The sequence below is a fragment of the Acinetobacter sp. KB005 genome (genome assembly GCF_049949095.1).
GTDB lineage: Bacteria > Pseudomonadota > Gammaproteobacteria > Pseudomonadales > Moraxellaceae > Acinetobacter > Acinetobacter calcoaceticus.
Genome location: NZ_CP188191.1, coordinates 1,200,073 through 1,214,928 on the forward strand (window position 1 = coordinate 1,200,073; position 14,856 = coordinate 1,214,928).

The window sequence follows — 14,856 nt, forward strand, 5'->3', positions numbered from 1 at the left end:
TTCTAAAATAAATGCCTGATTTGAGTATTTTACTCTGACAAAGAGAAAACTTCTCTTGGCTTATACATCATATACGATTATCAAAAAATATATCAAATTATCAAATAGAGATATTTTAGTTGACTAAATTGCTTTATTTTGAAAAAATTGCCAAACAAAATATCTAATCGAGAAATTGGTCGATTCTAGGCGAATTTCTTGATGCCTCTTCTTTCCAAAGTTTGGCCGTTTAAATAACGTCCAAATTGAAATCATCTGGGCCAATCAGGCAGGATGTGGAAAAATCATTGTATTGAAGGATGCTCCTCATCTCATTCGCTTTTAGGCAAATGGCACAGTTTTGTTGTCTCTAGAAAGGCAATTTAACATTGAAGGGCATGCTCATCAGTTCAAATCTGTATTTGAGATGAGTTCATGTTATTAAAGCAAATACTGGCGTTTCGCCCGAGTAGGCTTGATCTGATCTTTGCAATAAAAACATTTATTGCCGGAATGTTGGCGTTATTTGTTTCATTTGAATTAGATCTGATTAATCCGATGTGGTCGATTGGTACGGTCCTGATTATTGCCAATCCTTATTCAGGAATGGTGTCCTCTAAGTGCGTCTACCGCGTGGTAGGGACGATTGGTGGGGCTGTGATTGCCTTAACGCTAACGCCACATCTAATTAATACACCTTGGTTGTTTACTGTGGTGTTGTCGTTGTGGGTAGGTTTTGCGCTTTATGTGTCTTTACTTGACCGGACTCCACGCAGTTATGCTTTTATGCTGGCGGGTTACTCGACAGCCATGATTGTCTTTAATGCGATTACGTATATTGATCAATACAATATTTTTGATATTGCTTTAGCTCGGGTCATAGAGATTTCGATTGGGGTGATTTCAAGTGCTGTGGTTTCTGCCACTATTCTTCCAATGCACATTGGTTCTGCGATTAAGCAACGCGTCATCAAAACGCTGAAAGATACAGAGAATCTGTTTGCTAATTTATTAACTGCTGACCCGCAGCAGAATAATACTCAACTTTTAGCGACCATTACTCGCGACACCACAGATATTCATGCTTTGGCAGTACATTTGAGTTATGAAAAGGGTGAGTTGCATGGCATGACCAAACCTTTGCAAGAAATGCTTCATCAAATCTCAATGGTGGTTGCTAATCTGGTCGCTTTATCTGAGCGTATTAAGCAGCTTCAAGAACTTCGGTTTATCGAAACTCATTCAGAAAAACTGCAACAGCTCTCAGCCCATGTTGTACATTTTCTGGAGCAAAAAGATCTAATTGTTGATGAAAATATTTTGCAGTTACCTGATGAGTTTGAAAGTGATTTTGCAAGTTTGATGGAATCGGCTTCTACCCATCAGCAAGTTTTGGTCGCAGCCATGAAAATGGATGTGCGCCATTTCATTAGCAATGTTTTAGCGGTTAAAGTCTTGTGGCAAAGAATTCAGCAAGGTAATAAAGAAATTCCTGACAACATTACTCCAATGACCACCAAATATCCGAGTTTACACCGTGACCATGGTGTGGCTATACGAGGTGGTATTAGTGCAGTCCTTATTACATTTATTGTGACTGGGGTCTGGATTATTTCAGGCTGGAAAGCTGGATTTATGATGGCGCAAATGGGCGCAGTAACGGCCTGTATTTTAACGGCCTTAGATAACCCCGTTCCAGTTTTGCGTATTTTTATCTGGGGCAGTATCGCCTCAGCAGTTTTAGTCTTCGTTTACGCGTTTGGTATTTTCCCTCATGTCACCACATTCTGGGAGCTTGGACTGGTTTTATTACCTATGTTCCTGTTTGCAGTTTCTATGATGGCTAACCAGATGCTTATGCCAGTGGGTATGGTTTTGGGTATTAATACCATGATGGGCCTAAACCTGCACAATGCTTATAGCATGGATGCAGTGTCTTATCTTGATGGTTCTTTTGCCATGATCTTGGGCGTCTTAGTGTCTTTAGTTGTCATTGACGTGGTTCGTGCAATGTCACCAGACACGAGTGCAAGCCGTATTCTGGCCTTGCATTATCGCGCAATGAGACAGGCGATTTATTTGCCATATGGTCTTGATTTTAAAGTTCACTTACGCAGCATGTTAGATCGGATAGGGATTCTAAACAGCAAAATGGTGCAATCAGGCGAGATTAAAACCTCAATTCATCAAGCATTGATTGAGTCGAGCAGTATTGTCGATTTAAGTAGATTACAAGAACTGGCGAATCAGTTCCCTCAAAATTCAGAACTGGCTCATCACATCGGAAATCTGCAACAAAATCTGGATGAACTGTTTAGAGCTAAAGAAAATGATGCAGACAATACTGTAGCTTTAGTGGAAAAAATCCATCGAGCTTTATTTGAACTAAAACAGCTTGCTTCAAATGTTGACGATATGACTATGCGACAAAGATTACTCATTTCACTTAACAATATTGCTTATAGCATGTGTCATGTTTCATCAGATCAAATGAATGAAAACAGTACCTTTAGAGGAGCCACAGCAAATGGGTGAGTTTAATGTTTATGGCATTTACGTGCCTTCTTTGCTCGTTCAAGCCCTCTTGGCATATATATGTTTCCGTGGATTAAGTGTTTTAACCAACAAGTGGATTGCACAAGGCTGGATTGCATTACCTAGTATTTTTAATTTGTGTTTTTACCTTTTATTGCTCTTGGTGATACATCAAATTTTTGTTGGGGTTGGTGCATAGAGATGATTGCGAAATTAAAGATTGAGTTAGGTGAGTGAAATGAATCAGGTGGATTTGAAAAAAGTCATCCGTCCAGTAATTTTGATTGTCGCATTAATGGTTGCGGTCTATACCATTGTGCATTTGTGGAACTACTACAATGCAGCGCCGTGGACACGAGATGGTCGAGTTCGTGGTGATGTCATCCAAGTATCTTCGGATGTAGCGGGTCTTGTCACAGAAGTTTTGGTTCAAGATAACCAGAGTGTGAAGAAGGGGCAGGTACTCTTTAAAATTGATGTGTCTCGTCGAGCTTTAGATGTAGAGCAAGCAAAATCTGATTTAGCAAAAGCGAAAGCAGCATTTGCTCAATCACAAGCAGGCTTAGCTCAAGCAAAAGCAAACCTGATTAAATCAGATACCAATATTCGTTTAGCTGAAAAAAATGCGAGCCGCTATTCAAACTTAATGGATGGGGCGATTTCAAAACAAGAACAAGATCAGGTTTTTGCAACACGTGATCAATCCCATGCAGAGCATGAGCAACTACAAGCAGCAATTGAGCAAGCAGAAGCAACTGTTAAGCAACAGCAGGCTTTGATTGAGGCAGCAACGAGCAGTTTACATTTGGCTGAGCTTAATATGCATCGTGCTGCGGTAATTGCTCCCGCTGATGGTACTTTATCTAACTTTGATATGAGCCCAGGAAACTATGTTCAAGTAGGCCAAGCGGTTGCTGCATTACTTGACCGTAAACAACTTTATGTTGTGGGTTATTTTGAAGAGACTAAATTAAATCGTATTCATGTCGGTGATCAGGCCACTGTACAGTTAATGGGTGATAACCAAAAAATTAAAGGCCATGTACAAGGTATTGCATCGGGAATTGAAGATCGTGAGCGTTCAAGTAGCTCTAAGCTTCTTGCCAATGTAAACCCAACCTTTAGCTGGGTTCGTTTAGCGCAGCGTGTACCCGTGAAGATCGTGTTAGATGAAACACCGAAGAATCAGCTTGCTTTTGTCTCGGGACGAACTGCTACCGTACATATTGTTGAGAAGTAAAAAAAGAAGGAAGGCTTTAGCCTTCCTTCTTTTTTTTACTCTTAGGGTGTTAAACCGACTGGATTTCGATACCAACTCTGAATGAGTAGTGCAGCTGCAAAACTATCTGCTGATAGCTTTTTTGCTCGACCTTGTTCTTGGTAAAAACCTAACTCTTCTCTCGCTTCACGTGTCGTTAAACGCTCATCTACCATTAAGGTTTCTATGTTGGTTTGATGACGTAAACGTCTCGCAAATTTGCGAGCACGTGTAGAGAGTTCTGACTCGCTATCGTCCATATTTAGGGGAAGGCCAACCAAAAATAAATCAGGTTGCCATTCTTTCACGATTTTTAAGAGTTGATCCCAGTTCGGGATACCATCTTTCATGACAAATAGAGGGAGAGGGTTGGCACTTTCAATTGAAGACTGACCAATCGCCATTCCCATTTTTTGAGTACCAAAGTCAAAAGCCATAATCGATTTTGATTGTGTTTCGGTCATTAAGCGTGTCCGATTTCAGATGCTAGCCACGCACGATCTACACCAATTTTTTTATAAGCTGCATCCCAACGATCGTCATAAGGCAGGTTAAAAATCAGATCCATATCAGCATCACAAATGAGCCAGTCACCACGCGTAATTTCGTCTTCTAACTGATTTTTGCTCCAGCTTGCATAGCCTAATGCAATTTGGTATCGACCGACACCTTCGTTATGAGCAATCGCATCAAGAATATCTTTACTGGTCGTAATACAAACATTTTCACCTACAGCAATAGATGAATGCCATGTTGGTTGCCCCGTATGGAGAACAAATCCAGCTTCAGGACGTAAAGGACCACCTTGTAAAACCGCATGTGGATTTACATTGTCAGCTTCAATGTCGAGATCATTGAGTAATTCTTTAATTTGAATACCGGAAGGACGATTAATAATAATGCCTTGAGCACCTTCTTCATCATGACGAGCAAGATAAATTACAGTGTTTGCAAAAAAGTCATCTGCCATTTCTGGCGGGGCAATCAGACAACGGTGAGTCAGGTATTGTTTGGTCACCTAAGCGGTTCTCCCTCAAAAAATGTCACTAGAGGGCCTCTCGACCCTTTTATCTATATAGGTTCTTTTTATCAACATACAAGAGTTAATCGGATTTCGCCAATCTTTTTCTCTCATTTTCTTTATTAATTTGAAGAAGCCTGAAATTTAAGTTGGCGTAATTGTTTTGCGTGCTGCAAGGTTGTTTCATTAATTTCAACACCACCTGACATGCGAGCTAACTCAAAAATGATTTGATTTTCATCAAGTTCTACAATTGTACTGCTGGCTGGGTCAGTTTGTTGTTTTTTCACTAATAAATGCTGATCAGATTGTGCAGCAACTTGTGCTTGGTGAGTAATACATAAGAGCTGGACATGTTGCGCTAAGTCGGCAAGTAAACGTCCCACAACTTCTGCGGTGCCGCCACTAATCCCGACATCAATTTCATCAAACACCAAAACTTCGGATTCGGTTTTCTCAGCATTCATGACTTGCATCACGAGTGCAATACGAGAAAGCTCACCACCAGATGCCACTCGTGCCAGTGGTTGTGGAGGAATACCTTTATTGGCAGTAAATAAAAGTTGAATAAAGCTTAAACCCTCTGCACCTGGTTGTTCTAATGGTTCGAACTTAAACTCGAAGTGTGCTTCTGGTAACGCTAAAGGTTTCACTTGTTCAGTTAATTGTTTAGCAAGCGGAGCGGCAGCTTCACGACGTATATTGTCTAAATGCTGAGCTTTTTCTAAAAACTCCTCATGCGACTTTTCAACTTGCTCTGCCAGTGTTTCTGGGTCTTCGAGTTGATGTAGTTGCTCAAGCTCACGTTGCCAAGCTTCATATTCTTCTTTAAGTGTTTCTGGTTGAGTCCGGTATTTGCGTGCCAGACGATGAAAAACCTCAAGTTTCGAGTTGAGCTCTTCCATTCGCTCTGGATCAAAGCTCTGACGATCAATAAATTGACGCAAGTTCGCCGTTGCATCATCTATTTCACTTTGAGCATTCAGTAAAGAATTATAAATCTCAGAAAGTTGATCACTACGCCCGGCATGAGATTCTAGACGGCGAATAATCGAAGACATTTCTTGAGTAATATTCTGCTCAGCTTCATCTAAAACATTTAAGCTATAGCTACAGTCTTGCATGATATGTTCATGATGACTAAGACGATCAAATTCTTGCTCAATTTCTTTGTAATCGGTTTGAATGACGTCTTCGAGTTCCTCGATTTGATGCTCTAAAGTACCAATACGCTGCAAACGTGTTGCTTGTGCATCTAAGGCAGCTTGGTGCAAACGAATTGTGCGTTGCCACATACTATAGGCTTCACGTACATCATTCGCTTCAACATAGAAATTGTTATAACGATCTAGCCAATGCTTTGGATATGGTGGCTCAAGAAGCTGCTGTTGGCTGTGCTGACTATACAGTTGAACGAGCAAACGGCCCAATTCTTTGAGCTCAGACAAACTGCTAGGGCGGCCATTAACCCATGCTTTACTACGTCCAGTTGCAAAAATAACGCGACGTAAATGAATTTCCCCAGAATCATCATCTAGCTCGTGTTCTTGTAGCCATTTTTCTTCAGGGCTATTATTTTGATAGGTAAAAACAGCGGTGATATCCGCTTTGTCTGAACCATAACGGACATAATTCGTATCGGTACGTTCCCCTAGACAGGCAGAAAGTGCATCCAGTAATAATGATTTTCCGGCACCTGTTTCGCCTGTTAGAACATTAAATCCTTGTTCTATATCAATAGCTAAATGATCAGCTAATGCAAAATTAATTAAAGTTAAATGTGTGAGCATAAACGCATCCAACGCGCCAAATTATGGGTTAAAGATAGAGAAGTTTTGAATTTGCTACAAGTGATCTATTATTCTAACTGAAATTATAGAACAGCAAGATTGCGGATATTTACAATGAAAAAAACATTAAGCTTACCGAAACCACCGATAGGGATGATCAACCGCCATAAAAAAAACAATCCTGCGGAAATGAATAAAATTTTAAATCAGCATTTTAATGCATTTAAACAAGCAGCCGCACAAGGAGATTATGCCAAAGCTTATCAACATGTTAAACAGGCTGTTAATTTAGTTCCCAAGCATCCGGGAGCATTATCCGATTTGGCATATACCGAGCTACGCTTACGCCGTTATAACGATGCCTATCAACACTATTTGCAAGCGATTCAGGCAAGTGGATCTAACGTAAATACAAACTTATATGATGGATTAACAGAAGTTTGTCATCATTTAAATAAAAAAGAAGAAACAATCAAATTTGGACGCTTGGCAATTACAACTAAAAAAGAATTGGCTAAGAACGAACCTGTTTTGCCTATTCCCAATCATGCGGCCCCAGAGTTTAGTTCAAACCCTCAAGAAAATATTATTGCTTTCTCTTTATTTGGAGCAAACCCGCGTTATTGTGAAACCTCTATTTTAAATACTGAGTTAGCCAAACAAATTTATCCAGAATGGACGTGTCGGTTCTATGTCGATGATACCGTACCAGTACTTGTACAACAGCGCTTAAAAGAGAAAGGTGCGCAAGTGGTACCAGTGACGGACTCTCAAAAACAACTATCAGGGCTGTTTTGGCGTTTTTTTGTGATGGATGATCCAACAATTAAGCGCTTTCTTATACGTGATGCTGACTCGATTGTGTCGTACCGTGAAAAGGCGGCTGTAGATGCGTGGCTCAAGAGTGATAAGTGGTTTCATTTAATGCGAGATAACTATTCTCATACTGAGCTAATTCTGGCTGGAATGTGGGGTGGATGTACGGGGATTTTTCATAATATTGAAGCACATATCAGAGATTATGTTGCCACCGGACGTTATCTGGATAATCGGGTGATGGATCAGCATTATTTGCGTTATTGTATTTGGCCGACTTTAAAACAGAGTGTGCTGATACACGATAGCCAGCAATTCGATTCAGATGCTATCGATTTTCCAGCGTATGATCTGGCGTTAATGCAAAATGACAGTGAAAATTTTCATGTAGGAATGAATGACGGTTCACCGGTAGTTGCTACAGCAGTTGCCCATCCAACAGCACAAAGAGTGTGTTGGGTACTCCTAGATGAAAATCAGGTCGAAGTTTGCAGATACGATGCAATTGTGTCGAATAGTCGAAATATTGAGATTAATTTACCTCATGCTTTTGCCAAAAAAATTCAGGCCGAGCAGTGGAAATTACAAGTCTATCCGTATGAAAACTGATTGATTAGTTATTTAGGCACAATTAAACTACATTCATCATAATTTATATAAATATGGCATTATCTGGAGAATGTGCATGAGTACAAACCAATTTGATCATGTAACGGTCATCAAAAAATCAAACGTTTATTTTGGTGGAGCATGTATCAGCCATACCGTGCAATTTGAAGATGGAACGAAAAAAACACTAGGTGTTATTTTGCCGACTGAGCAAGCCTTAACTTTTGAAACGCATGTCCCTGAGCGTATGGAAATTATTTCAGGCGAATGTCGCGTAACAATTGCGGACAGTAATGAAAGTGAATTGTTCCGTGCAGGCCAATCATTTTACGTGCCTGGAAATAGTGTTTTTAAAATCGAAACTGATGAAGTCCTCGATTACGTGTGCCATTTAGAAGGCTAAGAAATTCCTGTTCAAATCGGGTACACTATGCCCAAAGAAATCCTGTGAAGTTGGCTTTGCAGGATTTTTATTTTTTTGCTCAAACGTTGTTAGAGGTCATGCATGGCAAAACAGGAATATTATTATGGCGTTCATTCAGTGGAGTCATTGCTAGAACTTGAGCCGGAGCGTGTGCTAACCCTGTTTACTTTAAAAGGACGGGATGATCAGCGTTTGCAAAAGATTTTGCAATTGGCAGAGCCTTTTGGAATCAGTGTACAAAAAGCAAGCCGCGATAGTCTTGAAAAACTTGCAGGTCTACCATTTCATCAAGGCGTAGTTGCAGCAGTGCGTCCGCATCCTGTCTTAAATGAGCAAGATCTTGATCAAATCTTAAGTGAAACTCCAGATGCCTTGTTGTTGGCATTAGATCAAGTGACAGACCCACATAACTTAGGGGCTTGTATTCGTACTGCCGCTGCGATGGGTGTGCAAGCGGTCATCGTGCCTCGTGATCGTGCGGCAAGTTTAACGCCAACTGCTCGTAAAGTTGCAGCAGGTGGAGCCGAGAAAGTTAAATTCATTCAAGTCACAAATTTAGCTCGTACATTGGCTCATCTTAAAGAAACAACTCATGTGCGTGTGATTGGCACCATGCTTGATGAAAGTGCGTTGCCACTTCAAAAGTGCGATTTTTCTGGCCCAGTTGTGATTGTGATGGGAGCTGAAGATACCGGTTTACGTCCTATTACACAGGCACAGTGTGATCATAAAGTTTATATTCCTATGTCAGGAAATCTACAAAGTCTAAATGTCAGTGTAGCGACTGGTATGGCTCTTTATGAGGCTTGCCGCCAGCGTTCTGAGGTATAATTTAGCTGCCTTTCTAGTTTTAAGTCATCTTGATATGTCTCCCCGTAAGCAAGGTTATTTCTTTGTATTGGTGACTATGTGCATTTGGGGCGGGTTTACGCTTTTTGCCCGTTTAAATGCACAGTGGCACATCAGTGCTTGGGATATTGCCGCACTGCGCTTCGCTATAGCCTTCCTAATTTTAATGCCTATTTTGATCTATAAGAAAGATCTCGCTTTTTTATGGAGTAAGCATGCGGTTATTTTGGCCTTGATTGGTGGGGTCATTTATTGTCTTACCGTCTACACCGCATTTCTCTATGCTCCCGCCGCTCATGCTGCAATTTTCTTAAATGGCTGTATCCCAATTTGTACTGCGTTCGCAGCATATATTTTATTTAGACAACCATTTGATAAACATACATGGGCTAGTCTGGCAATCATGATCGCTGCTTTAGGGCTCATGAGTGTTTTGATGCTGCAAGGTAATGCTTCTGCTTTTGGAATAGGTGATCTACTCCTTTTTATTAGTGCGATTTGGTGGGGGATTTTCACTGTGTTACTTAAACAGTGGAAACTGTCTGCATGGCACTCAATGGCAAGTGTTGCGATTTGGTCTGCAATTATTTATTTGCCCATCTATGTTTTATTTTTGCCTAAGCATTTCATGGAAGTCAGTCCTGTTCATTTAGCCATACAAGGCATCTTCCATGGTGTGTTTGTCGTTATTATTGCAACTTTGACTTATGTGGCAGCGATTCAGCGTTTAGGTGCTTTTAAAACAGGAAGCATTGTCACTTTAGCGCCTTTTATTGCAGCCATATTGGCCGTACCTCTGTTAGGGGAGGCGTTAAGCCCATCTATTGTTGTCGGTTTAGTTGGAATGGGAGTGGGTGCCTTACAACCTTGGCGATGGTTTCGACCAGATAGCTTGGCACAAAAAATTAAACAGCAAAATGAGCCAGATTAGTCTGTACGTTTCAAATAACTTTGATGTAAAGGCTCTAATTGTTGATGTAAATGTTCGAGTAATCCGTCATTAAACACAATGTCATTGGCAAGTTCGCGTTTTCGCTCACGTGGCATTTGCGCCGCAATAATTTTCTGGATTTGTTCTTGGTTTTGCCCATCGCGTTGGCTTGCACGCTGAATTTGAGTTTGTTCACTAGCATCAACTAATAACGTGTGATTAACCAATTCATGCTGGTTGGTTTCAAAGAGCAATGGCGAAACTAAAATCACATAAGTGCTACGCGGATTTTGTAATTGTTGAATAATAGATTGGCGAATTGCAGGATGAGTAATTTGCTCAAGTGTATGGCGTGCTTGTGGATTTTGAAAAATATACTCGCGTAGGGCACGGCGATCTAAATTCCCGTCTGCTTGAAGTACCCAGTCTCCAAAAGTTTGTTGAATTTTTTGAAGGGCAGGTTGGCCTTTCTCAACCACTTCGCGAGCAACGATGTCGGCGTCGACGACTTGTATTCCTTGGGATTCAAACCATTGTGTTGCAGCAGATTTTCCACTGCCAATTCCACCTGTGACTCCCAGAATAAAAGCCATCTTAACCTCCCAAATAGATTTTCATAATCTGGTCACCCCATAAAAAGGCAACCCAGCCTGCAATGGCAATATAGGGCCCAAAGGCAAAGGGCTGATTGTCATTGCGTAATTTTAGTAAAATGATGCCAATAATTGCACCTAGTAAAGATGACAATAGCACAATTAATGGCAGCATCAATGGCCCCATCCATGCACCTAATGCGGCAAGCAATTTAAAGTCGCCGTAGCCCATGCCTTCTTTGCCGGTAATTACTTTAAATAGGTAATACACAATCCACAGACATAAAAAACCAATTAAGTAACCCCAAATGGCTGAGGTGGGTGTGGTGTAGATGCTAAAGGTATTAATACCTAAACCCAGTGCGGCCAAAGGTAGGGTAAAACGGTCGGGTAGCAGCTGAGTATCAAAGTCTATAAATGTTAAAGCAATTAAAACCCAAGTCAGGACTAGTCCAAAAAGCATTTGTATGGTTGGGCCAAACACCATGACCACAACCAGTGAACATGCCATTGTTAATAGTTCGATGGCTGGGTAGCGCATGCTAATTGCATGCTCACAATGCCCACATTTACCTTTTAAAACCAACCAACTTATGACAGGAATATTTTGATACCAGCGAATGGGCTGGTGACATTGGGGGCATGATGAAGCAGGCTTACTTAATGTTAGCTTTTCATGGTCAATAATGGGTTGTTCAGGATTGAGTAACATTTGACATTCTTGCTGCCAATCTTGTTCCATCATTTTGGGGGTGCGATAAATCACCACATTCAAAAAGCTACCAATACACAGGCTCAATAGTGCAACTGCAATATAAAGTGCAGTTAAGTTTTGAATAAAATAAGCAATAATTTCTTGCATTATATGACTGAGCCCATTTGGAAAATTGGAAGATACATAGCAATCACTAGACCCCCTACGAGTACCCCTAAAATTGCCATGATTAAAGGTTCCATCATTGAAGTTAAACCATCAACGGCATTATCAACTTCATTTTCATAGTAGGTGGCAACTTTATCGAGCATGCTGTCTAGTGCACCAGATTCTTCACCAATTGCGACCATTTGTATAGCCATAGATGGAAAGCGATTTGAAACGCGCATCGCAAATTGGAGTTGTTGACCTGTTGCAACATCTTCACGAATTTTCATTACTGCTTGTTCATAAATAACATTATTGGTTGCACCCGCAGTTGATTCAAGCGCATCAATGAGTGGAACACCTGCGGCAAACGTGGTTGCTAAAGTACGGCTGTAGCGGGCGATAATTGCCTTGTAAACAAGATCACCAAAGATAGGTAACTTAAGGGTGAGTTTGTCTAAACCATCACGGAATTTTTTACTACGCTTTTTAGCTTCCATAAAACCAACAATAATTGCAACAATCACAATAATCATAATGAACCAGTATTCCTGCATCCATTTCGACATATTTACGACCATTTGTGTAAAAGCAGGCAAATTTGCGCCAAAGGAAGAAAATAGATCTTGGAAGACGGGAACTACTTTAACCATCAAAATAATGGTAACGATTACAGCGACCACAATAACCGTTATTGGGTATTTCATGGCCTTCTTGATTTTCTGCTTGAGCAATTCACTTTTTTCTTTGTAAATTGCCACGCGGTCCAGCATGGTTTCAAGCGCACCAGATTGTTCGCCGGACTCTACAAGAGAGCAAAACAATTTATCGAAGTGCTGAGGATACTTTCTTAAAGCTGATGCAAAAGTACTACCACCTTCAACTTCGCTTTTAATACCGAGCACCACCTCACGCATCGCTGGGTTTTCTAAACCTTCCGCCACAATTTCAAAGCCTTGTACCAGCGGTACGCCAGCTTTCATCATAGTTGCAAGTTGTCGGGTAAAAATCGTGATATCGAGCGTTGATACTTTTTTCTTAAATAAACCTTCAAGAATATTTTTACGCTTTTCCCGAATATTACGGACAGTTACACCTTGTTTGCGTAGGGTGACTTTAGCTAAAGCCATATTTTTAGCTGGAAGTTCCCCCTTAATTTTTACGCCCTTACGGTCAACCCCTTCATAAGCAAAAGTCGGCATCAATTGTGCCTTTTTGACAGTCATGACATTATCCTTATTTTAAATTGTCTTTTATTCACTGGTCACGCGGTTGACTTCTTGTAAAGAAGTAACACCTTGCATGACTTTCTTTAAACCTGAGCGACGCAGATTACTAAACCCCAATTTTTCAGAAGCAGCAGCGATTTCTAAAGCATTGCCATCTTCCATAATAATCTTGGAAATCTCAGGTGTGACTTTCATTACTTCATAAATACCTACTCGACCTTTGTAACCCTCACGACATTCAGGACAACCGACTGGTTGAAAAACTTGAAAATCGGGATGTGTTAGATCTTGTTCGGTAAAACCCATTTCTAATAGGCTTTGTTTAGGAATGTCACTAGGCACCTTGCATTGAGGGCATAATCGACGTGCCAAACGTTGAGCAATAACCAAATTGACCGATGTCGCAATATTGAAAGATGGAACCCCCATGTTGCGTAGACGAGTCAGTGTTTCAGGGGCGCTGTTGGTATGTAGTGTGGACATTACCATGTGTCCCGTCTGAGCAGCCTTAATCGCGATTTCAGCTGTTTCTAAATCACGAATCTCACCGACCATAATAATGTCAGGGTCCTGACGTAAAAATGATTTAAGCGCAGCCGAAAAAGTGAGACCTACTTTAGGGTTTACGTTAACCTGATTAATACCTTCAAGGTTAATTTCGACTGGATCTTCGGCAGTAGAAATATTGGAGCTTTCAGTATTTAAAATGTTGAGGCCCGTATATAAGGATACTGTTTTACCAGAACCTGTAGGACCAGTAATTAAAAGCATACCTTGTGGCTTATCTAATGCTTCCATAAAGAGTGCTTTTTGTTCTTCTTCATATCCTAGAGCATCAATTCCCAACATGGCACTCGATGGATCAAGAATACGTAGAACTAGCTTTTCACCAAATAAGGTCGGAAGAGAGTTCACACGAAAATCAATTGCTTTAGATTTCGATAGCTTGAGCTTGATACGACCATCTTGGGGAACACGCTTTTCGGAAATGTCCATTTGAGACATAACTTTCAGGCGTGAAGCCAAACGATTAGCCAGTTGCAAAGGCGGATTTGCGATCTGACGCAAAACGCCATCGACCCGATAACGGACCCGATACGATTTCTCATAGGGTTCGAAATGCAAGTCTGAAGCCCCCATACGAATCGCATCTATTAATAACTTGTTAACATATTTAACAATAGGTGCTTCATCGCCTTGCGGAGTATCCTCATCCTCTTCTGGAGCAGTTGAGGTATCAAGATCTACATCAAGATCAAACTCTTCATCACTAAACTCGAAACTACTTTCTTCAGTAAATTGCTGCGCCAGAATTTTCTCAAGTTTATGGTGCTCGACAATAACCTGCTCAACCATAAGCTTGCTGTTGAAGCGAATAGCATCAATCGCTTCAATATTGCTGGGATTACTGGTTGCAACATATAAGATCTGTCCTCTTTGTACGAGAGGTAAGACCCGATGTTTTAAAATCAGTTTCTGGTCGACCAAATCTTTAGGAATCTGGCTGGTATCGTAAACATCCAGATCAAAATATGGTTCAGCAAATTCAATAGAAATTGTTTCAGCTAATAAAGAAGGGGAGAGATGAACCTCTTCAATCAGGTACGAAACTGTATCCTGTTTAGCTCTTTTTGCTGCATCTAATGCTGTTTGCATGGTCGCTGCCGACACATGTTTTTCTTCGACTAATCGTCGAAAAAACCCCGAAAATTTTGGAGATGTATGTATGACTGACATCTGCCTACCTGTGCTCATATGTTTATAATTGGTATATAAAAAATTATACTTTTGTTATCTAAAATTACTACCTGAGAAAATGATGCTCTCGTCTTGATCCGCTTATCAAAGCTTGAACCAGTCGAAGTTTTTATTCATTAATTTTTAAAAGCTAAGGCTTTGGGCTCAATAAAGTTTTATTACTGATTTCAAATAGTAGAAAAGATATGAGCAACCCCGTTAA

The 14,856-nt window shown here is 40.6% G+C and carries 14 protein-coding genes and 1 pseudogene; 8 read left to right on the plus strand and 7 right to left on the minus strand.

Annotated features, from left to right (window positions below; translation table 11 throughout):
• Positions 1-292 precede the first annotated feature (292 nt).
• The 4 genes and pseudogenes from ACPF64_RS05900 (at position 293) to ACPF64_RS05915 (ending at position 3,754) form a co-directional block, all read left to right on the plus strand.
• Positions 293-424 (plus strand): annotated as a pseudogene (locus tag ACPF64_RS05900) (hypothetical protein).
• Entirely contained in the window at positions 415-2,514 is a 2,100-nt protein-coding gene (locus ACPF64_RS05905) for an FUSC family protein (protein ID WP_426455806.1), read from the plus strand. The pseudogene ACPF64_RS05900 and the gene ACPF64_RS05905 overlap by 10 nt, the downstream one beginning before the upstream one ends.
• Positions 2,507-2,713: a DUF1656 domain-containing protein gene (locus ACPF64_RS05910; RefSeq protein ID WP_004640831.1), complete on the plus strand. Its 207-nt coding sequence runs from the start codon at positions 2,507-2,509 to the stop codon at positions 2,711-2,713. Before ACPF64_RS05905 ends, ACPF64_RS05910 begins: the two co-directional genes overlap by 8 nt.
• A 39-nt stretch (positions 2,714-2,752) precedes the next feature.
• The gene (locus ACPF64_RS05915) at positions 2,753-3,754 is read left to right on the plus strand and encodes an HlyD family secretion protein (protein WP_003654559.1); all 1,002 of its coding nucleotides are present in this window, start codon (positions 2,753-2,755) and stop codon (positions 3,752-3,754) included.
• Positions 3,755-3,795: 41 nt separating this feature from the next.
• Here ACPF64_RS05915 and ruvX read toward each other — a convergent pair whose 3' ends face one another.
• From ruvX to recN, 3 genes are all read right to left on the minus strand, one after another.
• Entirely contained in the window at positions 3,796-4,236 is a 441-nt protein-coding gene (gene ruvX / locus ACPF64_RS05920; RefSeq protein WP_002115066.1) for a Holliday junction resolvase RuvX, read from the minus strand.
• Positions 4,236-4,790, minus strand: coding sequence for a YqgE/AlgH family protein (locus ACPF64_RS05925; protein ID WP_003654562.1), 555 nt, complete (start codon positions 4,788-4,790; stop codon positions 4,236-4,238). Before ACPF64_RS05925 ends, ruvX begins: the two co-directional genes overlap by 1 nt.
• 125 nt (positions 4,791-4,915) lie before the next feature.
• Positions 4,916-6,583: a DNA repair protein RecN gene (recN, locus tag ACPF64_RS05930; protein WP_127493313.1), complete on the minus strand. Its 1,668-nt coding sequence runs from the start codon at positions 6,581-6,583 to the stop codon at positions 4,916-4,918.
• 114 nt (positions 6,584-6,697) lie between these two features.
• Between recN and ACPF64_RS05935 the strand changes: the two genes are divergently transcribed.
• The 4 genes from ACPF64_RS05935 (at position 6,698) to ACPF64_RS05950 (ending at position 10,212) form a co-directional block, all read left to right on the plus strand.
• Positions 6,698-8,008: a tetratricopeptide repeat protein gene (locus tag ACPF64_RS05935; RefSeq protein WP_426455807.1), complete on the plus strand. Its 1,311-nt coding sequence runs from the start codon at positions 6,698-6,700 to the stop codon at positions 8,006-8,008.
• 76 nt (positions 8,009-8,084) lie between these two features.
• Positions 8,085-8,411 (plus strand): pyrimidine/purine nucleoside phosphorylase, encoded by a 327-nt coding sequence (locus ACPF64_RS05940; protein WP_003654567.1) that lies wholly within the window; start codon positions 8,085-8,087, stop codon positions 8,409-8,411.
• Positions 8,412-8,513: 102 nt separating this feature from the next.
• The gene (gene rlmB / locus ACPF64_RS05945) at positions 8,514-9,263 is read left to right on the plus strand and encodes a 23S rRNA (guanosine(2251)-2'-O)-methyltransferase RlmB (RefSeq protein ID WP_005037200.1); all 750 of its coding nucleotides are present in this window, start codon (positions 8,514-8,516) and stop codon (positions 9,261-9,263) included.
• Between the two features lie 34 nt (positions 9,264-9,297).
• A complete protein-coding gene (locus tag ACPF64_RS05950) occupies positions 9,298-10,212 on the plus strand; it encodes a DMT family transporter (RefSeq protein WP_004640840.1) in 915 nt (304 codons plus the stop codon).
• On the opposite strand, the gene coaE is transcribed toward ACPF64_RS05950, so the two are convergent.
• From coaE to pilB, 4 genes are read right to left on the minus strand one after another with little or no spacing between them, the layout of a single operon-like run.
• The gene (gene coaE / locus ACPF64_RS05955; RefSeq protein ID WP_426455808.1) at positions 10,209-10,805 is read right to left on the minus strand and encodes a dephospho-CoA kinase; all 597 of its coding nucleotides are present in this window, start codon (positions 10,803-10,805) and stop codon (positions 10,209-10,211) included. The two genes, ACPF64_RS05950 and coaE, sit on opposite strands and share 4 nt — an antisense overlap.
• Before the next feature lies 1 nt (position 10,806).
• Positions 10,807-11,667, minus strand: a complete 861-nt coding sequence (locus tag ACPF64_RS05960; protein WP_005037195.1) for a prepilin peptidase — start codon at positions 11,665-11,667, stop codon at positions 10,807-10,809.
• Entirely contained in the window at positions 11,667-12,893 is a 1,227-nt protein-coding gene (locus ACPF64_RS05965; RefSeq protein ID WP_426455809.1) for a type II secretion system F family protein, read from the minus strand. The genes ACPF64_RS05960 and ACPF64_RS05965 overlap by 1 nt, the downstream gene beginning before the upstream one ends.
• Before the next feature lie 27 nt (positions 12,894-12,920).
• Positions 12,921-14,633: a type IV-A pilus assembly ATPase PilB gene (pilB, locus tag ACPF64_RS05970; protein WP_426455810.1), complete on the minus strand. Its 1,713-nt coding sequence runs from the start codon at positions 14,631-14,633 to the stop codon at positions 12,921-12,923.
• Between the last annotated feature and the right edge of the window lie 223 nt (positions 14,634-14,856).